Source organism: Diaphorobacter caeni (assembly GCF_015354245.1).
Classification (GTDB): domain Bacteria; phylum Pseudomonadota; class Gammaproteobacteria; order Burkholderiales; family Burkholderiaceae_C; genus Diaphorobacter_A; species Diaphorobacter_A caeni.
The window spans coordinates 340,993-359,995 of the sequence record NZ_JADKYZ010000002.1; the positions used below are offsets into that span (position 1 = coordinate 340,993).

At 63.5% G+C, this 19,003-nt stretch carries 20 protein-coding genes and 1 pseudogene; 11 read left to right on the forward strand and 10 right to left on the reverse strand.

All coding sequences use genetic code 11. The features are described from left to right. Positions 1-193 precede the first annotated feature (193 nt). The 3 genes from ISG32_RS05490 to ISG32_RS05500 all read right to left on the reverse strand — a co-directional run bounded on the left by ISG32_RS05490 (position 194) and on the right by ISG32_RS05500 (position 4,634). Positions 194-1,498 carry a replication-associated recombination protein A gene (locus ISG32_RS05490; protein WP_407645029.1) on the reverse strand — a complete coding sequence of 435 codons (1,305 nt, stop codon included), beginning with the start codon at positions 1,496-1,498 and terminating at the stop codon, positions 194-196. 61 nt (positions 1,499-1,559) lie between these two features. Next, on the reverse strand, positions 1,560-2,195 hold the full coding sequence (lolA, locus tag ISG32_RS05495) for an outer membrane lipoprotein chaperone LolA (protein ID WP_228529654.1): 636 nt from the start codon (positions 2,193-2,195) through the stop codon (positions 1,560-1,562). A gap of 99 nt (positions 2,196-2,294) precedes the next feature. Continuing rightward, on the reverse strand, positions 2,295-4,634 hold the full coding sequence (locus ISG32_RS05500) for a DNA translocase FtsK (protein WP_194770021.1): 2,340 nt from the start codon (positions 4,632-4,634) through the stop codon (positions 2,295-2,297). 526 nt (positions 4,635-5,160) lie between these two features. Here ISG32_RS05500 and trxB point away from each other — a divergent pair. The 11 genes and pseudogenes from trxB to ISG32_RS05555 all read left to right on the forward strand — a co-directional run bounded on the left by trxB (position 5,161) and on the right by ISG32_RS05555 (position 13,070). Continuing rightward, a complete protein-coding gene (gene trxB, locus ISG32_RS05505) occupies positions 5,161-6,117 on the forward strand; it encodes a thioredoxin-disulfide reductase (protein WP_194770022.1) in 957 nt (318 codons plus the stop codon). 418 nt (positions 6,118-6,535) lie between these two features. Beyond that, positions 6,536-6,769 carry a 50S ribosomal protein L28 gene (rpmB, locus tag ISG32_RS05510; RefSeq protein WP_066539714.1) on the forward strand — a complete coding sequence of 78 codons (234 nt, stop codon included), beginning with the start codon at positions 6,536-6,538 and terminating at the stop codon, positions 6,767-6,769. Positions 6,770-6,789: 20 nt separating this feature from the next. Next, positions 6,790-6,960 carry a 50S ribosomal protein L33 gene (gene rpmG, locus ISG32_RS05515; protein WP_187598336.1) on the forward strand — a complete coding sequence of 57 codons (171 nt, stop codon included), beginning with the start codon at positions 6,790-6,792 and terminating at the stop codon, positions 6,958-6,960. A gap of 237 nt (positions 6,961-7,197) precedes the next feature. Beyond that, positions 7,198-8,402: pseudogene (locus ISG32_RS05520) on the forward strand (tyrosine-type recombinase/integrase). Positions 8,403-8,541: 139 nt separating this feature from the next. Further along, positions 8,542-8,925, forward strand: coding sequence for a type II toxin-antitoxin system RelE/ParE family toxin (locus ISG32_RS05525; RefSeq protein WP_103018402.1), 384 nt, complete (start codon positions 8,542-8,544; stop codon positions 8,923-8,925). Continuing rightward, positions 8,906-9,211, forward strand: a complete 306-nt coding sequence (locus ISG32_RS05530) for a helix-turn-helix domain-containing protein (RefSeq protein WP_041104075.1) — start codon at positions 8,906-8,908, stop codon at positions 9,209-9,211. The genes ISG32_RS05525 and ISG32_RS05530 overlap by 20 nt, the downstream gene beginning before the upstream one ends. A gap of 25 nt (positions 9,212-9,236) precedes the next feature. After that, entirely contained in the window at positions 9,237-10,520 is a 1,284-nt protein-coding gene (locus ISG32_RS05535; RefSeq protein WP_194770023.1) for a hypothetical protein, read from the forward strand. Positions 10,521-10,527: 7 nt separating this feature from the next. Further along, the gene (locus tag ISG32_RS05540; protein ID WP_103018401.1) at positions 10,528-11,238 is read left to right on the forward strand and encodes a hypothetical protein; all 711 of its coding nucleotides are present in this window, start codon (positions 10,528-10,530) and stop codon (positions 11,236-11,238) included. Between the two features lie 346 nt (positions 11,239-11,584). Beyond that, entirely contained in the window at positions 11,585-12,094 is a 510-nt protein-coding gene (gene radC / locus ISG32_RS05545; protein ID WP_103018400.1) for a RadC family protein, read from the forward strand. Positions 12,095-12,375: 281 nt separating this feature from the next. After that, positions 12,376-12,726 (forward strand): DUF2958 domain-containing protein, encoded by a 351-nt coding sequence (locus tag ISG32_RS05550; protein WP_194770024.1) that lies wholly within the window; start codon positions 12,376-12,378, stop codon positions 12,724-12,726. A gap of 65 nt (positions 12,727-12,791) precedes the next feature. Beyond that, positions 12,792-13,070: a hypothetical protein gene (locus ISG32_RS05555; protein ID WP_103018398.1), complete on the forward strand. Its 279-nt coding sequence runs from the start codon at positions 12,792-12,794 to the stop codon at positions 13,068-13,070. 39 nt (positions 13,071-13,109) lie between these two features. On the opposite strand, the gene chrA is transcribed toward ISG32_RS05555, so the two are convergent. The 7 genes from chrA to nhaA form a co-directional block, all read right to left on the reverse strand. Continuing rightward, the gene (gene chrA, locus ISG32_RS05560; protein ID WP_194770025.1) at positions 13,110-14,312 is read right to left on the reverse strand and encodes a chromate efflux transporter; all 1,203 of its coding nucleotides are present in this window, start codon (positions 14,310-14,312) and stop codon (positions 13,110-13,112) included. Then, entirely contained in the window at positions 14,312-15,034 is a 723-nt protein-coding gene (gene arsH, locus ISG32_RS05565; protein ID WP_194770026.1) for an arsenical resistance protein ArsH, read from the reverse strand. Before arsH ends, chrA begins: the two co-directional genes overlap by 1 nt. Beyond that, positions 15,027-15,449 (reverse strand): arsenate reductase (glutaredoxin), encoded by a 423-nt coding sequence (arsC, locus tag ISG32_RS05570; protein ID WP_103018394.1) that lies wholly within the window; start codon positions 15,447-15,449, stop codon positions 15,027-15,029. Before arsC ends, arsH begins: the two co-directional genes overlap by 8 nt. Beyond that, entirely contained in the window at positions 15,446-16,540 is a 1,095-nt protein-coding gene (gene arsB, locus ISG32_RS05575; protein WP_103018393.1) for an ACR3 family arsenite efflux transporter, read from the reverse strand. The genes arsC and arsB overlap by 4 nt, the downstream gene beginning before the upstream one ends. A gap of 7 nt (positions 16,541-16,547) precedes the next feature. Next, a complete protein-coding gene (locus tag ISG32_RS05580) occupies positions 16,548-17,045 on the reverse strand; it encodes an arsenate reductase ArsC (protein ID WP_103018392.1) in 498 nt (165 codons plus the stop codon). 4 nt (positions 17,046-17,049) lie between these two features. Then, the gene (locus tag ISG32_RS05585) at positions 17,050-17,373 is read right to left on the reverse strand and encodes an ArsR/SmtB family transcription factor (RefSeq protein WP_103018391.1); all 324 of its coding nucleotides are present in this window, start codon (positions 17,371-17,373) and stop codon (positions 17,050-17,052) included. Between the two features lie 223 nt (positions 17,374-17,596). Next, complete coding sequence (nhaA, locus tag ISG32_RS05590) at positions 17,597-18,943, reverse strand: Na+/H+ antiporter NhaA (protein WP_103018390.1); 1,347 nt, start codon at positions 18,941-18,943, stop codon at positions 17,597-17,599. Positions 18,944-19,003 lie beyond the last annotated feature (60 nt).

A 19,003-nucleotide genomic window follows, 5' to 3' on the forward strand; every position in this document is an offset into this window, starting at 1 on the left:
GGGTTCATGTGAATGAATCGATACCAGCGAAATGCAACCGGCCCCTGACGTTTCTGCCGGGATCTTGTCCCGACGCCTGCGCCACGTTAGCCAATGGATTTCATTATTAAGACAAGCTCAAATCTCTCCACATAGGGAACACGCGAATTGCGCAACATTCGGCACCGAAATGGAACGCATCTGAACTGCCGTTCTATTTTTCTTGCTGCGCCGCAGCATTGCGTGCCTGCAGCTCGTCGAGCTTCTGTCCGATCTTGATTTCGAGCCCGCGCGGCACCGGGCGGTAAAAGCCCGGCGGCTCCATGCCGTCCGGCAGGTAGTTCTCACCCGCCGCGAACCCGCCCTCCTCGTCGTGCGCATAGCGGTAATTCTTGCCGTAGTCGAGCTCCTTCATGAGCTTGGTCGGCGCATTGCGCAGATGCATGGGCACGGGTCTGGTGCCGTCCTGCTTCACGAACGCGCGCGCCTCGTTGTAGGCCTTGTAGACGGCGTTCGACTTGGGCGCGATCGCCAGATAGACGACACACTCGGCCAATGCCAGCTCGCCTTCGGGCGAGCCGAGTCGCTCATACACTTCGGTGGCGTCCAGCGCCAGACGCAGCGCGCGCGGATCTGCAAGGCCGATGTCCTCGCTCGCCATGCGCACCAGACGGCGCGCCATGTAGCGCGGGTCCGCACCACCATCGAGCATGCGGACCAGCCAATACAGTGCGGCATCGGGGTCGGAGCCGCGCACCGATTTGTGCAGCGCGCTGATGGTGTCGTAGAACTGCTCGCCGCCCTTGTCGTAGCGGCGCATGCGTTCGCCGAGCACCTTGAGCAGCCATTCGTCGGTGATGGCCGCCACACCCGCCTGCTTGGCCGTGACGGACAGCGTCTCCAGCGTGTTGAGCAGGCGGCGCGCATCGCCATCGGCGTAGGAAATCAGCCGGTCGAGCGCGGTCGCCTCGATCTCCGGAATCGCGCCTAGCGCCTGCGCCTTGGCGACGATCTGCTTGAGATCGTCCTCGGACAGCGACTGCAGCACATAGACCGCCGCCCGCGACAGCAGCGCGGAGTTCACCTCGAACGAAGGGTTCTCGGTGGTCGCACCGACGAACGTGAACAGGCCGCTTTCCACGTGCGGCAAAAAAGCGTCCTGCTGGCTCTTGTTGAAACGGTGCACCTCGTCGACGAACACGATGGTGCGCTGCTGCATCAGTCCGTCGCGCGCGGACTGCGCCTGCTCGACGGCCTCGCGGATGTCCTTGACGCCGCCCAGCACCGCGCTGATCGAGATGAACTGCGCGTCAAAGGCCTGCGCCATCAGCCTCGCAATCGTGGTCTTGCCGACGCCCGGCGGACCCCAGAGGATGCAGCTGTGCGGCTGACCCGACTCGAACGCGAGCCGAAGCGGCATGCCCTCCCCAAGCACATGCTGCTGGCCGATCACCTCACCCAGCGTGTGCGGGCGAAGGCGTTCGGCGAGGGGTTGATGAGCGGAAGAATTCGGATTCACGGGCAGGCACGGCGACGATGGATGAGAGCCTGATCGTAACCGCGCCAGCCGCCGGCGCGGTTTACTGCTTCACCACATCCGCATTGGCGGGTGGCTTGAATTGAAAGGTCGCGGGCGAGACCTGTGCATTGACCTGCATGTTGGTGAAGGTCAGCACCGAACGCTGACCGAAGCTGTCGACGATGTCGAGCGTGGCCAGCGTGTCTCCGGCAAAACCGACGCGCACGGACTTGATCTGCCCGTCCTTGGCCTTGGGCTCGGCCAGCACCCATTGCTGCCCCCCCTGCTCGGGCGCGGACGTCAGATTGAAATCGGCCTTGAGCGCCGACAGATCGGGCGCGCTCGCGAGCAGTGCGGCCGGTGTGCTGCCCAGCGCCTGCGACTGCGCGCGCTGGGTGACCTGGTTGAGGTCCACGTCGTAGAGCCACAGCGTCTTGCCATCGGCGACGATGGTCTGCTCGAAGGGGCGCTTGTAGTCAAAGCGGAAATTGCCGGGGCGCTGAAACTCGAAGCTGCCGCTCGACGTCTTCACCTTCGGCGCCTGCCCGTCCTTGCCCGGCGAGGTGACGGTCTGCGAGAAGTCCGCGCGACCGGTCTTCGCGCCCTTCATGAAGCCCTCAAGGCTCTGCAGGCCGTCGGCGCTGGCGACCTGCGCGCAGGCTGCCAGCAAAAATGTCGTGATCAAACGCTTGGTCATCATCATTGATTGAAACTCCTAGAGGCGCGCGGCGCATGAGTCGCGTGATTGCCGTTGGAGTCTTCCGACCTTCAGAGGTTCAATCACCCACTCGCGCGTTCATTCGCCGCCGCGCGCGGGCACCAGCACTTCGCGCTGGCCGCTCGCGGTGAGCGCGCTGACCAGACCGGCCTTTTCCATGTCTTCGAGCAAGCGCGCCGAGCGGTTGTAGCCGATGCGAAGCTTACGCTGAACATAAGAAATACTCGCCTTGCGGTCTTTCAGCACGATCTCGACCGCCTGGTCATACATCGGGTCCTTCTCGCCGCCGCCTTCACCGGCCTCGCCGCCGAAGCCGCTGTCCTCGCCATCGCCCGTGCCACCTTCAAGCACGCCCTCGATGTAGTCCGCCTCGCCCTGTGCCTTGAGGTAGCTGACCACACGGTGCACCTCGTCATCCGACACGAATGCGCCGTGCACGCGGATCGGCAGGCCCGTGCCGCTGGCCATGTAGAGCATGTCACCCATGCCGAGCAGCGCCTCCGCGCCCATCTGGTCAAGGATGGTGCGGCTGTCGATCTTGGAGCCCACCGAGAAAGCGATCCGGGTGGGGATGTTGGCCTTGATGAGGCCGGTGATCACGTCGACGCTCGGGCGCTGCGTGGCCAGAATCAGGTGGATGCCGGCGGCGCGCGCCTTCTGCGCCAGTCGCGCGATCAGCTCTTCGATCTTCTTGCCGACCACCATCATCAGGTCGGCCAGCTCGTCGATGATCACCACGATGTGCGGCAGGCGCTGCAACGGTTCGGGCTCCTCGGGCGTGAGGCTGAACGGATTCGGGATCGACTCCTCGCGCGCCTTGGCATCATCGATCTTGGCGTTGTAGCCCGCCAGATTGCGCACGCCCATCTTGCTCATGAGCTTGTAGCGGCGCTCCATTTCGGCCACGCACCAGTTCAGGCCGTTGGCCGCCTGGCGCATGTCCGTCACCACCGGGCACAGCAGGTGCGGAATGCCTTCGTAGACCGACATTTCCAGCATCTTGGGGTCGATCATCATCAGGCGCACATCGCGCGCCTCGGCCTTGTAGAGCAGCGACAGAATCATCGCGTTGATACCCACCGACTTGCCGGAGCCGGTGGTACCCGCGACGAGCACGTGCGGCATCTTCGCGAGATCGGCCACCACCGGGTTGCCGATGATGTCCTTGCCAAGACCCATGGTCAGCATGCTCTTGGCGTCGTGATAGACCTGCGAGCCCAGAATTTCCGAGAGCTTGATCGACTGGCGCTTGGCGTTGGGCAGCTCGAGCGCCATGTAGTTCTTGCCGGGAATCGTCTCGATCACGCGGATCGACACCAGCGACAGCGAACGTGCCAGATCCTTGGCCAGATTCACCACCTGCGAGCCCTTCACGCCGGTGGCGGGCTCGATCTCGTACCGCGTGATCACCGGACCGGGGGCCGCAGCCACCACGGACACCTCGACGCCGAAATCCTTGAGCTTCTTCTCGATCAGGCGGCTCGTCATCTCCAGCGTTTCGGGCGAAACCGTTTCCTGGCGCGCCTGAGCGGCATCCAGCAGGTCAACCTGCGGCAGCTTGCTGTCGGGCAGCTCGGAGAACAGCGGCTTCTGACGCTCCTTGACCACGCGCGTGCTCTGCTGAGGCTCGGTGAACACCGGCTCGATGATCTGCACCGGCTGCGGGTGGAGCTCTTCGCTTTCGATGCGCTCTTCCATCACCACCTCGGCGCGCTCGCGCGCGGCGCGTTTGCCGGCGGCCTCGTCCTTGGCCTTCTCGCGCTTGGCGCGTCCACCCTGCACGAAGCCATCGATGCGACCACCGATGCGCTCGGCCAGTTGCCCCCATGAGAAACCGAACACCATCGCGGCGCCCAGCACCACCAGGATCACGCAGATCAGGCCCGAGCCCGCATCGCCAAGCCAGTTCAGTGCGAACTGGCCCATCGCGTAGCCCAGCATGCCGCCCGCCTGTCCCGGCAGAAAAGTGTCGTAGCGATACAGGCGGGTCCATTCCAGCGCCGTGCTTGAAAGCAACAGAATCAACAGGCCCATCCAGAACATCGAGCGACGCGCCCAAGGGCCGACCGCCGAAGGCACCTGCTCGCCACCGCGCATCCAGTACGCAAGCGACGACAGCCAGGCCTTCACCGCAGCCGCGATGCACCACCAGACCGAGAAGCCAAGCGCGTAGTAGCTGCCGTCGGCAATCCAGGCACCGAGGCGCCCGAGCCAGTTGTGCACCTGCAGACCATCTCCCGCGCCCGATGTGGACCACGCCGCGTCCTGCGCGTTGTAGCTCAGCAGCGCCAGCAGCCAGAAAACCAGGGCCAGCAAGCCCACGAGCAGACCGATTTCATGGCTGAAGCGCGCGGCCCACGAGCGCGGGGCGGACTTGCCGCCAGCAGATGCATTCAAGGTATTGAGGGAATAGGTCATAACAAACTGAGGGACTAGCTTACAGCATGGTCAGCACCTGCGCCCACCTCGAGGAGCGGCAGCGACAGCGCAAAACACCTGAATTCATTCTGGAGCGACGATGCAGGATAGTACTGTTTTTTCATCCAGTTGATTCACAGGAATCAACCGATAGCCCGGCAACTTCACATTGTCGCAATTTACCAGCCATATCAAGCAGTTGCGAGCTCTTCTTAAATGTGACCGGATGTGCCAGAAGCTGCCGCTCCTGCAGACATGAAACGCATTGAAAATGCTCTCGGAATTGATCTTGTCTATCTGGAAGATCAAAAACCTTGGCTCACTGCGCCTATGCGGCGTCCCTACAATGGGAAGTGCGGAAGCTGTCGTCCGCTCACAGGAGGTCGGAGGACCTCGCCAAGAGCACCCAACGCAGCCCTTCATGCCGTCCGACGGGGAGAAAACATCGCCCCGCTTCACTTTTCACCGTGCCGACATCGCTCCGGAAGAAGCCGTGCGATGGCGTCATGCAACCTGAGTGGCATCCATGTCGACAACAACACACGCAAAAGTCCTGATCCTCGGCTCCGGCCCCGCCGGCTACACGGCAGCCATCTACGCCGCCCGCGCCAACCTCAAGCCCCTGCTGGTGACCGGCATGGCTCAGGGCGGTCAGCTCATGACCACCACCGAAGTGGACAACTGGCCCGCCGACGTCATGGGCGTGCAGGGTCCTGAGCTGATGCAGCGCTTCCTGGAGCACGCGGAACGCTTCCAGACCAGCATCGTATTCGACCACATCAACAAGGTCGACTTCAGCCAGCGCCCCTTCACCCTCACCGGTGACAGCGGCACCTACACCTGCGACTCGCTGATCATCGCCACCGGCGCCTCGGCCAAGTACCTCGGCCTGCCCTCCGAAGAAGCCTTCATGGGCAAGGGCGTCTCGGCCTGCGCCACCTGCGACGGTTTTTTCTACCGCGAGCAACCCGTCTGCGTGATCGGCGGCGGCAACACGGCCGTCGAAGAAGCGTTGTACCTGAGCAACATCGCCAACAAGGTCACGCTCGTCCACCGCCGCGACAAGTTCAAGGCCGAGCCCATCCTCGTCGACAAGCTCATGGACAAGGTCAAGGAAGGCAAGATCGAACTCAAGACCCACTTCACCCTTGACGAAGTGCTCGGCGACAAGTCGGGCGTGACCGGCATCCGCATCAAGAGCACCCAGACCGGCCAGACCGAAGACGTGGCGCTGCAAGGCTGCTTCATCGCCATCGGCCACTCGCCCAACACGGAAATCTTCAAGGGCCACGTGGACATGGACGAAACCGGCTACCTGATCACTCAGGGCGGCCTGAAAGGCTTCGCCACCCAGACCAGCGTCCCCGGCGTGTTCGCCGCCGGCGACGTGCAGGACCACGTCTACCGCCAGGCCATCACCAGCGCCGGCACCGGCTGCATGGCCGCGCTGGACGCGCAACGCTTCCTCGAACAAGAAGAGTGACCCCAAGCATCTCGCAACGCGAGATGCCGGCACGAGCGCGGCGACGTGCCGAATGCCCCTCTTCCAAACTGATTTCCGGCGGTTGTCCGAGCGGAGTGACGAAGGAACGCAGCGAGTTCCGCCGGAGGTATTGAAGGCGCGTTTTAGGTTACCTTTTGCGCGCAAGCAAAAGGTAACTCCGCCGCCGGGCGGAACTCCCGGCCTCTGCCCCCAAACAAACCACCAAAGCCAAAAACAAAGAACCAAGCTATAATCTCAGGCTTTGCTGAATATTGGACCGCTCATCGCAGCGCCCGAGGACGGCAAAACAAGGGCTACCGCCACCCATCAACTGGCGAGGTGAGGTTGTCAGCACACCCTGCCAATTCAGGCAGTTCTCAGGTGCAGACGACCGTAAAAACTTATAGGTGTTGTCCTCATGGCACGCGTATGTGAAGTAACGGGCAAGAAGCCCATGGTGGGAAACAACGTTTCCCACGCCAACAACAAGACCAAGCGTCGTTTCCTCCCCAACCTGCAATACCGCCGTTTCTGGGTTGAGACCGAGAACCGTTGGGTGCGCCTGCGCGTCTCCAGCGCTGCTCTGCGCCTGATCGACAAGAACGGTATTGACTCCGTGCTCGCAGACATGCGCGCTCGTGGCCAGGCTTAATTTCCTCAAGGAGAACAAAAATGGCTTCTAAAGGCGGACGCGAAAAAATCAAGCTGGAATCCACTGCGGGTACCGGCCACTTCTACACCACTACCAAGAACAAGAAGACAATGCCTGAAAAGATGTTGATCACGAAGTTCGATCCCAAGGCTCGCAAGCACGTCGAGTACAAGGAAATCAAGCTGAAGTAATCACCATTGCTTCTGTTTGCTTTAAAAAAAACCGCCTTTGCGAAAGCTCTGGCGGTTTTTTGTTTCACGATGACTCCATCCCGACATTTCGCTGGACTGCGCTGTAGCCCGATACAGCAGGTTTATCAATAACTTACGCGCGTCCATCATATGCCGGTGCTTTCCGAAACCTGACCCGGCTTCCGCTCTCATGGCTCCCATGTGGCTCTTGGAAATCGGGTCTTCCAAGGAGTCATCATGGCAAAGATCAAGCTCACCAAGACCGCCGTCGAGACGGCGCAACCCCAGGCGCAGGCCGTCGAGCTGCGGGACACCGTGGTGCCCGGCTTCCTGTGCAAGATTACACCGGCGGGCCGCCGCGTGTTCATGCTCCAGTACCGCACGAACGCGGGCGAGCGCCGCAAGCCCGCTCTGGGTCTGTTTGGGGAATTGACCGTCGAACAGGCCCGCGTCATGGCGCAGGACTGGCTGGCCGAGGTTCGCCGGGGTGGCGATCCTGGCGGTGCCAAGGCCGAGGCGCGCAAGGCGCCCACGATGGCCGAGTTGTGCAAGAAGTTCATGGAGGACTACTCCAAGAAGCGCAACAAGCCCAGCACCTGGCGCGGCTATCAGGCGGTCATCGACCGCTGCATTGTCCCGATGCTAGGCCGCAAGAAGGTGGCTGACGTGAAGCGCCCCGACATTGCCGGGTACATGGAAAAGCTCTCCTACAAGCCCACCGAGGCGAACAAGGGCTTCGCCATCCTGCGCAAGATGTTCAACCTGGCCGAGGTGTGGGGCTTCCGCCCGGACGGCACCAACCCGTGCCGCCATGTTCCGATGTACCCGCCCGGCAAGAAGACCCGCCTCATCGTGGACGATGAAATGGTGCTGATCTTTCGCCAGTTGGAGACGCTGGAGGCGGAGGGCTGGAGAACTACGTTATTCCGCTGGCGATCCGCCTGCAATTCGAGTTCGCAGGCCGTCGCTCCGAAATCTGCACGCTCGAATGGGACTGGATCGACCTCGCAAACCGGCGTGTGATGTGGCCCGACAGCAAGACCGGCGGCATGTCCAAGCCCATGAGCGCGGAAGCCTATCGGCTGCTTTCGGCTGTGCCGCGCCGGGAGGGCTGCCCCTACGTCCTGCCGTCGCCCAACGACCCGACCCGGCACCTGACCTTCGGCGAACACTATGGCGGCTGGTGCCGGGTGCTCAAGGCCGCCGGCGTTCCGCACGTCGGCACGCATGGCATCCGCCACCGCTCGGCGACGGACATTGCCAATTCGGGTGTGCCCATCAAGGTCGGCATGGAGCTGACCCAGCACAAGACCGTTGCGCAGTTCATGCACTACGTCCACACCGAGGACAAGCCCGTGCGCGATGCGGCCGAACTGGTGGCCAGCCGCCGCCAAGCCATCACGGGCGGACGGCAGCGCCAGCCCCAGGAGGCCGTGGCATGAACACCTGCACGCTTCCTACAACGGTCGTCAAGGCAATTTCCCAGACACTGTCTGGCGAATCTTCCCCAGCGCGGGGCGGGCGGATCGCTGAACTGGAAAACTATGCCCGTTTCGGGTATAGTTTTCGGGAGCGCCAGCTATGACCGTCTTCAAACGCAAGGACTTTGCACGGTGGCAGGCTGGCGAGAAGTTGCCTGATGCCGCGTTGTGCAAAGCAGTCCAGGAGATGGAGGCCGGTCTGGTGGATGTTGACCTGGGCGGCTTTCTCTACAAGAAGCGGGTCGCGCGCCCTGGTGGCGGCAAAAGCGGCGGTTACCGGACGCTGCTGTCGGCACGGATCGGCAGCCGCTATGTGCTCCTGCATGGGTTCCCCAAGAGCGACAAGGCGAACATCACGCAGGACGAAAGGAAGGCGTTGCAGTTCGCCGGCAAGGTGTTTCTGGAATTGTCGGCAGAGAACTTGGCGAAGGCGCTGGAATCCGGCGTTCTACTGGAGGTGTGTTGTGACGAGCAAGCTCATTGAATCCCTGCGCGGCGATCTGGCCGCGCTGCACGATGCTGGCGCGATCGGCAAGGTCACGATGCGCGAGTTCGATGCCATCTGCCCGCCGCCAGTGCGGGAGTTCAGTGCCGCAGACATCAAACACCTGCGCGAAGAGCTGAAATTCAGCCAGCCGGTGTTCGCGCTGCATCTGCACACGACTGCTTCGACGGTACGCAAATGGGAGCAAGGCGATACCCACCCGGCCGGGCCGGCGCTGAAGCTGCTGAACATCATCGCCAACAAGGGTTTGCAGGCCATCATCTGATGCCCCGCACTGGTGACCGCCACGCATGGATGAAGCCGTAGTCGTTTTCTCCCGCAAGGGCCTGTTTCAGACCCGGATTGTGGCGCGCGATGTTCGCAGCCGGGAACATGCGCGCAAGTTATGGCCGTTGGTGTCTCCCGATGCTTTGCGGCAAATGGTGACGTGGGTCAGCCCTATCTTTGAAGATGGAAAGCTGCGTCGGCGCTCCCATTTTCGGCAGTTGCCTGTCGAGCGCACCTACGACCTCAAGACACACTTTGATGACGAAGAAGCCACACGGCAACGGGCTGTACAGGAAAGCCAAGAGCATCGGCGCGCAAAAGAGTTGATCGCGGCAGAGCTTGCTCGGCGCCTGGATGCCCGGCTTGCCATGCCGTGGTGGTTCAAGGATGTGGATGCGTCGGACTACCCGTTGGAAGGCAATCTATTGCTCGGCGCTGATCGTGTGGCGACCGAGCATCCGTTGGATACGCCCTTCGGCAGCCGATTCCGGCTTGATGTTGCGGTGCTGGGGCCGCCCGTTCAAGCGGAGCCGATGGTTTTGGGTGGCGTGGAAATCGAACTTGGACATGCCTTCGACGGGCGCAAAGCACTGATCGGCAAGTCGCTGGGGTTCCCGCTCATCTCCATCGACATCACGGAAATGTCGATCGACGAGTTGACGCCGGAATGGGCGCAGCAGGCATTGACCGCCACCACGCGCAGCCACGAACAAGGGCGCAGGCAAACGTACATCTATCTCCATGACCTGCTGTACCCCCTCTACGCCCAACTGCCAGCATTCCTCGATGACGAGCAGCGTCACCAGTTCCTGGTGTTTGTAGATGATGCAACCTTGCAAAAGCTGGCGCACTGGATGAACTTGCTGGCGGAAAGGCTGGAATACCCGAAGGGGGCTGTTGCGGTCGCGTTGGTCAACGGAAAAAGCGAACAGTCACGCAAGATGCTGGAGCGTGCAGGGGAAGTCGCCGGGCCTGATTGGAAGGACTTCAATAGCCAGCGGTGCCTGCGTTTGACTCTTCCTCGCCCTCGAAACACTGCGGATCTTCAAGCTCATCGTTTTCATATGACGATGGCGCGACTGCTGCTTTCCCATGCCGATGCACTTGTCGGCTACAAGTATTGCAACGGCGTGAACAACAACGATCCAGAGGAGGATGTCTGGATCGCACATCGCTGGATTGCCGAGCAGGGTATCCATACCCAGCACCGTGTGCTGCCCAAGCGATTGGCCGAGCCGATCAACCGGCTGATCGCAGTGGTGTCCGATTTACGCCGCGATCATGAAACGTCCACCGCAGAGGCGTAGCCACGCGATGCCAAAAATCATCTTGCAGTCGAATACCCCGGTTGAGCTGAAGGCCCGGCTTGCCGAACTGGATATTGCCGTCCCTCCTCGCTCAGAGGGCCGCAGGAATCACCATGCAGAGCGCTATTGCATCGCGCATCTGCTGGCGACGCTGCCGATCAATCGGCTTTCTTTTCCGCTGACCTTGACCCATGCCGATAGGCCGGACTTCGTGCTGGACATGCCCGGTGGCAACGTCGGCATTGAGCATACGGAAGCGGTGCCGGAGAACGTAGCTCACGCCGATTGTTTGCGTGAAAGGGAAGGCTTGGGGCCAGATGTTTATTTCACACCGCATGTCATGCCTGGAGAGCCGCCCAAGACGGCAGTGCAACTCCGAAGCGAAATCATGGCTGATGCGCCTGGGTGCGGCTGGGAGGTGGATTCTCCAGAGCGCGAGTGGGCTTCGGCAATCGCCCACTACGTCGGAGAAAAAATTCCAAAGGCAACGGCTGACGGCTTCGTTCGATACCCGCTCAACTGGCTGATCGTTTACGACAACTGGCCATTGCCCGCCGTGGACTACACCAAGGCAGCGGCCTATTTGATGCCATTGCTGGGTGAAATGGGCGCGTTCTCTGTGTTCGATTCGGTTTTCGTTCACGACGATTCCCGTCTGTGTGAGTTCAGCGCTGTCCCCATCATTCATGCCTTGGTGAGGCCGGGCTCGATGCGATAGGCCCAATGCGCCGGCAGTATTTGCGTCCCGGCGTGCCGCCGTCGGGCTCGCGGGCTGCGCCCCGCGTTTCGTGCCGAATCGCGGCCATTCGGCTTTGATCCCTGACGCCTCCGGCCCTTGTGGGCCTGCGCGCTCTGCTCGCCCCAAAAAGCCGAGGGTGTGCAGTGGGCGGGGTGTAGGCGGTCTTGCTGTTCCCTTCACCGTATCACGGCGTTCTCGCCGTCAAGGGCGGCGCGCGCTGGTGCGCGCTTGCGTCCTGGCGGCCGTCTGCGACCCCTGACTGCTTGCGCTGCGCCGTGCTGGCGACGGTTCCGGGCAATTCCGCCCGAGCAACCGGAGCACGATCATGTCGCAACTGTCCTTTTCCTCGTTCGATGCCGCGCTGATGGTGCGCGATTCCCAAGGTCACTACCTGCCGGCTACGGCTGACCAGATTCTGGACGCCGCGCGCCAGGCCATCGAGCAGAAGATGCAGCGTGGTGCATCGTTCACTTCGCCGGTGGCGGTCAAGGAGTACCTGCGCGCCAAGCTGGCCGGCTTCGAGCATGAGGTGTTCGCCGTGCTGTTCCTCGATACGCAGCATCGCTTGATCGAGTACGTCGAGATGTTCCACGGCACCATCGACAGTGCATCGGTGTATCCGCGCGAGCTGGTCAAGGAGGCACTGCGGCTCAACGCGGCGGCGGTCATCATTTCGCACAACCATCCGAGCGGCAGCCCCGAGCCGAGCGCCGCTGATCGGGCGCTGACGCAGCGGCTCAAGGAGGCGCTGGCACTGGTGGACATGCGCGTGCTCGATCACGTCGTCGTCGCGGGTAGCAGCACCGCGTCCTTCGCCGAACGCGGCTTGATCTGACCCCAGGGGGCTTCGGCCCCCTTTTTGCTGCGCCTGGTGGCGCAACTCCGGCCCTCACGGGCCTGCGCGTGCTGCGCACTTGCCGAAAGCCGGGGTGCGTGGAGGTGTGAGGGAGGCGGTCTTGCTGTTCCCTTCATCGTGCCACGGCGTTCTCGCCGTCAAGGGCTGCGCGCCGATGGCGCTTGCGTCCTGGCGGCCGTCGTTGACCCCTGACTGCTTGCGCTGCGCCGTGCCCCGGAAGAGTCGGGCAATTCCGCCCGGCAACCTTTCAGGAGTTCACCATGAACAACGCACTCATCACTGACGATCAGCGCATCGTGCTGCTGGCCAACGGCCGCGAATCCTTGGAGAACGCGGACTTCGATCCGGCGCCCGTGGTTAAGCTGTTCACGCCGGGCGGCGGCGCGACCTGGCTCCTGACCGAGATTGATCCCGACGACCACGATCACGCCTTTGGTCTTTGCGACCTGGGCCTGGGGATACCGGAAATCGGCTGGGTCAGCCTGGGCGAGCTGGCGACGGTGCGCGGCGGGCTGGGCCTGCCGATCGAGCGCGACCTGTCTTTCCGTGGCGAGAAGCGGTTGAGCGCCTATGCGCGCGATGCGCGGCTGGCCGGGCGGATCGTCGTCTGACCTCGCCCTTGGAGCGCCGCAAGGCGCTCCTTGCGCTTTCTCGATCCTCACAGGAGATCCATGCCATGAGCAGCCATCACGACTACATCATCGAAATCACCGCGCAGCACGATGCGCTCAAGCCCTTCGCGCCGGAGAACGGCCAGCCGCTGCGCTTCAAGATCGGTGACGCGGTGATCTACACCAACGAATACGGCGTGCAGTTCCGTCGTCGCGTCACCGGGTTCTACCGGCCCAGCGGGCTTTGTGGTCAGTATGCGCGTGGAGCGCGCTATCTGCTGAACTCGACTTCGCCGTGGGTGCCGGTCGCGCAATCCTGCCTGAGCCCTGACGACTCGGCCTGATGCCTTCGTGCTCCAGACGGTGCTCTGTGCGCGTTCTTTTCAAGGTGTCAGGAGCCAGCCAGCTCCCGACGCCAGTGCCACGACCAGAACGGGTGGCACCTTGCCGATGACCAGCAAGCCGAATGCGGCGAGCGCGAGCCCAAAATCCGTCCGATTCTGGATCGCGCTGGTCCACACCGGGTCGTACAGCGCCGACAGCAGGATGCCCACCACCCCCGCGTTGATGCCCGCCATCGTGGTCTGAATGCCCTGGCGGTGGCGAAGGCTCTCCCAGAACGGCAGTGCGCCCACGAGCACCAGCAAGGCCGGCAGAAAAATCACTCCCAACATCACCAGCCCACCCCACCAGCCGTGCAGCGGCCCCTGGGCCACCGCGCCCAGATACGCCGCGAAGGTGAACAGCGGCCCCGGCACCGCCTGGGCGGCACCGTAGCCTGCCAGAAAGTCGGCGTTGCTGACGGCACCGCTGGGCACCACAGTGGCTTGCAACAGCGGCAGCACGACGTGGCCACCACCAAAGACGAGCGCGCCGGCGCGGTACACACCTTCGAGCAAAGCCAGGACGGATGATCCGCTGACCGCCGCCCACAGCGGCAGGCCGACCAGGGGCAAGGCGAACAGCAGCAAGGCCACGATGCCGAGCTTGCGTGAGACGGGATAGGCATGGACCTGGCCACCGGCCGGCTGTGACAGCTTCAGTCCCCAATGGCCCAGTAGGCCCGCGACAACGATCGCGATGACCTGGCCCGTGGCCGATGGCAGGAACAGGGTCAGCAGCGCGGCAAGTATCGCCAGGGCGGCACGCGGGCGATCCGGGCAGAGCGACTTGGCCATGCCCCACACTGCCTGCGCCACGACGGCCACGGCGACGACCTTCAGCCCATGCACCCAGCCCGATTCGGCCAGCCCCTGGTATTGGGCGATGCCGAAGGCGAACAGGATCAGCGCGATCGCCGACGGCAAGGTGAATCCCGCCCAGGCCGCCAGCAAGCCTGGCCAGCCCGCGCGGCCCAGGCCCAGCGCCATGCCGACCTGGCTGCTGGCCGGGCCTGGCAGGAACTGGCACAGCGCGACCAGATCGGAGTAGCCGCGGTCATCCAGCCACCGGCGGCGTTCGACAAATTCCGTGCGGAAATAGCCCAGATGCGCGATCGGCCCGCCGAAGGAGGTCAGCCCCAGCCGCAGGAACACCAGAAAAACGCGCCAGGCACTGTCGTGCTGTATGGAGGTCGGCTCTGCCATCAAATGGCCTCCTGCCGCATGCGTTTGGACAGCGCCTCGGCGCTCTCCTTGCGCTCGCTATAGCGGTCCACCAGATAGGGGGCCGCATCGCGCGTGAGCAGCGTGAACTTCATCAGCTCCTCCATCACGTCCACGATGCGGTCGTAGTAAGCCGAAGGCTTCATGCGCCCGGCCTCGTCGAACTCCTGATACGCCTTGGCGACGGAAGACTGGTTGGGGATGGTGAGCATGCGCATCCAGCGGCCCAGTACGCGCATCTGGTTGACGGCGTTGAAGGACTGCGAGCCGCCCGAGACCTGCATCACCGCGAGCGTCTTGCCCTGGGTCGGGCGCACCGCGCCGACCGACAGCGGAATCCAGTCGATCTGGGTTTTCATGAGGCCGGTCATGGCGCCGTGGCGCTCGGGTGAGCACCACACCATGCCTTCGGCCCACTGCGTGAGCGCATGCAGTTCCTGCACTTTGGGGTGATCGCCCGGGGCATCGTCCACCAGCGGCAGGCCCGAGGGGTTGAACATGCGCGTCTCGCCGCCCAGCGCGCGCAGGATGAGGGCCGCTTCCTCGGCCGCGAGCCGGCTGTACGAGCGTTCCCGCAATGAACCATAGAGCAGCAGAAAGCGCGGCGCATGGCTGGCGCGATCGGGTGCCAGCAATTGCGCCGCGTCTGGTGGCTGAAACAGCGTCGTGTCGATATTGGGGAGGTCAAGGCGCAATTCAGACACGGCGGCCTTCCGTGTCGATCACTGGCTCGCCGTCTTCCTTGTTGAACGCGCCGCGCTGCGGCTGCGGCAGGATCTCCAGCACCGCTTCCGACGGCCGGCAGAGGCGCGTGCCCAGCGGCGTGACCACGATGGGCCGGTTGATGAGGATGGGGTGTTGCTCGATGAAATCGAGCATCTGCTCATCTGTCCACTTGGGATCGCCCAGGCCGAGTTCCGCGTAGGGCGTGCCTTTTTCGCGCAGCACGTCACGCACGCTAAGGTCGGCATCGGCCAGCAGCTTGACCAGCGTGGCGCGTGAGGGCGGCGTCTTCAGGTATTCGATGACCCTGGGCTCTTCGCCGCTGTTGCGGATCAGGCCGAGCGTGTTGCGCGACGTGCCGCAGGCGGGGTTGTGATAGATCGTGATGGTATTCATGCCGTATTCCTTTGTGTGTTGCGCGGCGCCTGTTCGTACCAGCCGCGCGAGCGGTTGACCACGCGCACGACCAGCAGCATCACCGGCACCTCGATCAACACGCCGACCACGGTGGCCAGCGCGGCGCCGGACTGGAAGCCGAACAGGCTGATGGCGGCGGCCACGGCCAGTTCAAAGAAGTTGCTCGCGCCGATCAACGCCGAGGGACAGGCGATGCTGTGCTTCTCGCCCACCCGGCGATTGAGCCAGTAGGCCAGGCCGGAGTTGAAGAACACCTGGATCAGGATCGGCACGGCCAGCATGGCGATCACCAGTGGCTGCTGCAGGATGGCCTGGCCCTGGAAAGCGAACAGCAGCACGAGCGTAAGCAGCAGTGCGGCGATGGACAGCGGGCCGATGCGCGCGAGCGCGGCATCGAATGCGGCCTGGCCGCGCCGCAGCAATGCGCGGCGCCACATTTGCGCGAGGATGACCGGGATCACGATGTAGAGCCCCACCGAAGTCAACAGCGTGTCCCAGGGCACCGTGATGGCCGACAGGCCCAGCAGCAGGCCGACGATGGGCGCGAAGGCGAACACCATGATGGTGTCGTTCAAGGCCACCTGCGACAGCGTGAACACCGGATCGCCGCCGGTCAGCCGGCTCCAGACGAACACCATCGCCGTGCAGGGCGCGGCTGCCAGCAGGATCAGTCCGGCGACATAGCTGTCGAGCTGCTCGGCGGGCAACCAGTCAGCGAAGACCTGGCGGATGAAGATCCACGCCAGCAGCGCCATCGAGAATGGCTTGACCGCCCAGTTGATGAAAAGTGTCACGCCGATGCCGCGCCAGTGCTGCCCAACTTGGCCCAGCGCGCCGAAGTCCACCTTGAGCAGCATGGGGATGACCATCACCCAGATCAGCAGGCCGACCGGCAGGTTGACCTGCGCCACTTCCATGCGGCCGATGGCCTGGAACGCGCCGGGCGCGAGCTGGCCCAGGGCAATACCGCAGGCGATGCACAGCAGCACCCACACCGTCAGATAGCGCTCGAAGACGCTCATGGTCGAGGCGGCCGGCATGGAGGATGCCGATTCAGTCACAGCGGTCATGGGCGCCTCATTGCTTGCCGATGTCGCGCAGTTCGCGCTGCAAGGACATAGCGTCCAGACGCGCCAGCGGCAGCGACAGGAACAGTTCGATGCGGCGGCGCAGGGTCAATGCCGCGTCTTTGAAAGCCTTGATTTGTTGCTCTTCGGAGCCTTCGACCGCTGCCGGATCGGGTACGCCCCAATGTGCGGAAACCGGCGTACCAGGCCAAAGGGGGCAAACCTCGCCGGCGGCGTTGTCGCAGACGGTGAAGATGAAGTCGAACACCGGGGCGCCCGGTGCCGTGAATTCATCCCAGCTCTTGCTGCGGTAGCCGGTGGCCGGCATGTGCAGCCGCTCCAGCGTGGCAAGCGCCAGCGGATGCACCTCGCCCTTGGGGTGGCTGCCGGCCGACCAGGCTCGAAAGCGGCCCTGCCCCAGGTCGTTGAGGATGCCTTCGGCGAGGATCGAACGGGCCGAATTGCCCGTGCAGATGAACAGTGCGTTGTAGGTGGCGTCGGTGGTCATGGCATCAGCAATCGCAGTGGGAGGGTTCGGAGACTTCGCACACACCGCCCTGGCAGCAGTGCTCGGTCAGGTAGCCGAGCAACCCGTTCATGTGGGCGAAGTCGGCGCGATAGATGAGGTTTCGGCCCTGCTGCTCGATGGTGACGAGGCCGGCATGCGCCAGTTCTTTCAGATGAAAGGACAACGTATTGCGGGCCACGTCGAGTTGTTCAGCCAGCACACTGGGCGTCCGCCCTTCAGGGCCGGCGATGACCAGGGCGCGGAACACGCGCAGGCGCTGGGCATGGGCCAGCGCGCTCAGGGCGGAAACAGCTTGGGTCTCGTTCATTATTCAATAATACAACATTCATTGAATCATTGTGCGACTTCCCGCGCAACTGAACTCAGAAGGGTCGGAAGGCTGTTGAACGTCTCTGCATCGTGACGCAGGTTCGGGTGTTCGGACTGCTCCTGACGAGATGTCCTGGCGCGCCACCGAGACGCTGCGTACAGCATGGGGCATCGATGCGGCCGAGCCAACGGCATCGGCCGCATCCGCATCATCACGATGCTCAGAGGGCTTTGGTTGTGCGCCGGTACATCGTGCCCCAAGCCAACCCCAGCACAGCGGCCACCAGCGATCCCGCCAGCACGCCGAGCTTGGCTGCGCCCAGCAGAGTCTCATTGTCGAACGCGAGCATGGCGATGAAGATGGACATCGTGAAGCCCACGCCCGCCAGCAGACCGATCAGGACAATTCCGCTCCACGACACGCCGGGCGGCAGTCGGCACCAGCCCAAGCGGACCATCAGCCAGCTCACGCCCACCACGCCCAACGGTTTGCCCAGCACCAGCGCCAGGCCGACGCCAGCCATCACCCACTGCGGGCCGGCGGCGGACAGGTCGATGCCAGCCATGCTCACACCTGCATTGGCCAGCGCGAACAGGGGCATGATCCCGAACGCCACCCAGGGGTGCAGCGCCGTCTGCACGCGCACCACGGGCGGCAACAGCTCGCGCTGGGCCAGCCGCAATTGCTTGAGCGGCATGGCGAGGTGGTGGGCGTTCTTGGCGTCGTCGTGATCGCGCAGCTTCTGCGCTGCGTGCGCCACCATGTCCAGCGGGCGCTCGCGCGTGGGCAGCGGCAGCACGGGCGTGAGCATGCCGAGCACCACTCCGGCCAGCGTCGGATGCGCGCCGGTCATCAGCAGGCCGATCCAGACGATGGCGCCAGGCAGCACGTAGGCGAATGCCGAGCCGACGCCCATGCGCTGGAAGCCCAGCACCACGAGGATGCCCATCGCAGCAACGAGAAAGCCCGACAGGTCCAGGCCGCCCGAATAGAACAGCGCGATGATGAGCACCGCGATGATGTCGTCGATGATCGCCAGCGCCAGTAAAAAGACGCGGACGTTGCCCGGAATGCTCCGGCCCAGCAGGGCGAGCACGCCCACGGCGAAGGCGATGTCGGTGGCTGTGGGCACGGCCCAGCCCTGCAGGCGCGATGGGTCGGTGTTCAGCGCCACGTAAATCAGCGCGGGCACGGCGACGCCGCCCAGCGCCGCCATGATCGGCAGGCTGGCCTGGCGCAGATTGCTCAAGGCGCCTTCATGGATTTCACGGCGGATTTCCATGCCCACGACCAGGAAGAAGATCGTCATCAGGCCATCGTTGATGACGAAGTGCAGCGACTGGGCGACGGTGAAGCTGCCGATGCCAAGCGACATCGGCAAATGCCAGAGCGCGTGGTAGCTGTGGGCAAACGGCGAATTGGCCCAGATCAGGGCCACGGCGGCCGCTATCAATAGCACGATGCCGCTTGCAGCTTCGATGTGCAGGAAACGTTCGAGGGTGGCGAAGGCGCGTTCGGCCAAAAGTTGGGCGCGCGGCAGATCCTGCCGCGTGGTGTGGCGATTCATGGTCGTCAGAACTCCGCGTGGCGGCCCGACCGACGCATGAACCTGTCCCGCTGCGACATG

What these genes read in the sequence shown, in the direction of transcription:
- lolA (WP_228529654.1), bottom strand. Translation starts at nt 2,195, where the DNA reads ATGACCAAGCGTTTGATCACGACATTTTTGCTGGCAGCCTGCGCGCAG.
- ISG32_RS05500 (WP_194770021.1), bottom strand. Translation starts at nt 4,634, where the DNA reads ATGACCTATTCCCTCAATACCTTGAATGCATCTGCTGGCGGCAAGTCC.
- trxB (WP_194770022.1), top strand. Translation starts at nt 5,161, where the DNA reads ATGTCGACAACAACACACGCAAAAGTCCTGATCCTCGGCTCCGGCCCC.
- rpmB (WP_066539714.1), top strand. Translation starts at nt 6,536, where the DNA reads ATGGCACGCGTATGTGAAGTAACGGGCAAGAAGCCCATGGTGGGAAAC.
- rpmG (WP_187598336.1), top strand. Translation starts at nt 6,790, where the DNA reads ATGGCTTCTAAAGGCGGACGCGAAAAAATCAAGCTGGAATCCACTGCG.
- ISG32_RS05525 (WP_103018402.1), top strand. Translation starts at nt 8,542, where the DNA reads ATGACCGTCTTCAAACGCAAGGACTTTGCACGGTGGCAGGCTGGCGAG.
- ISG32_RS05535 (WP_194770023.1), top strand. Translation starts at nt 9,237, where the DNA reads ATGGATGAAGCCGTAGTCGTTTTCTCCCGCAAGGGCCTGTTTCAGACC.
- ISG32_RS05540 (WP_103018401.1), top strand. Translation starts at nt 10,528, where the DNA reads ATGCCAAAAATCATCTTGCAGTCGAATACCCCGGTTGAGCTGAAGGCC.
- radC (WP_103018400.1), top strand. Translation starts at nt 11,585, where the DNA reads ATGTCGCAACTGTCCTTTTCCTCGTTCGATGCCGCGCTGATGGTGCGC.
- ISG32_RS05550 (WP_194770024.1), top strand. Translation starts at nt 12,376, where the DNA reads ATGAACAACGCACTCATCACTGACGATCAGCGCATCGTGCTGCTGGCC.
- ISG32_RS05555 (WP_103018398.1), top strand. Translation starts at nt 12,792, where the DNA reads ATGAGCAGCCATCACGACTACATCATCGAAATCACCGCGCAGCACGAT.
- chrA (WP_194770025.1), bottom strand. Translation starts at nt 14,312, where the DNA reads ATGGCAGAGCCGACCTCCATACAGCACGACAGTGCCTGGCGCGTTTTT.
- arsC (WP_103018394.1), bottom strand. Translation starts at nt 15,449, where the DNA reads ATGAATACCATCACGATCTATCACAACCCCGCCTGCGGCACGTCGCGC.
- arsB (WP_103018393.1), bottom strand. Translation starts at nt 16,540, where the DNA reads ATGACCGCTGTGACTGAATCGGCATCCTCCATGCCGGCCGCCTCGACC.
- ISG32_RS05580 (WP_103018392.1), bottom strand. Translation starts at nt 17,045, where the DNA reads ATGACCACCGACGCCACCTACAACGCACTGTTCATCTGCACGGGCAAT.
- ISG32_RS05585 (WP_103018391.1), bottom strand. Translation starts at nt 17,373, where the DNA reads ATGAACGAGACCCAAGCTGTTTCCGCCCTGAGCGCGCTGGCCCATGCC.
- nhaA (WP_103018390.1), bottom strand. Translation starts at nt 18,943, where the DNA reads ATGAATCGCCACACCACGCGGCAGGATCTGCCGCGCGCCCAACTTTTG.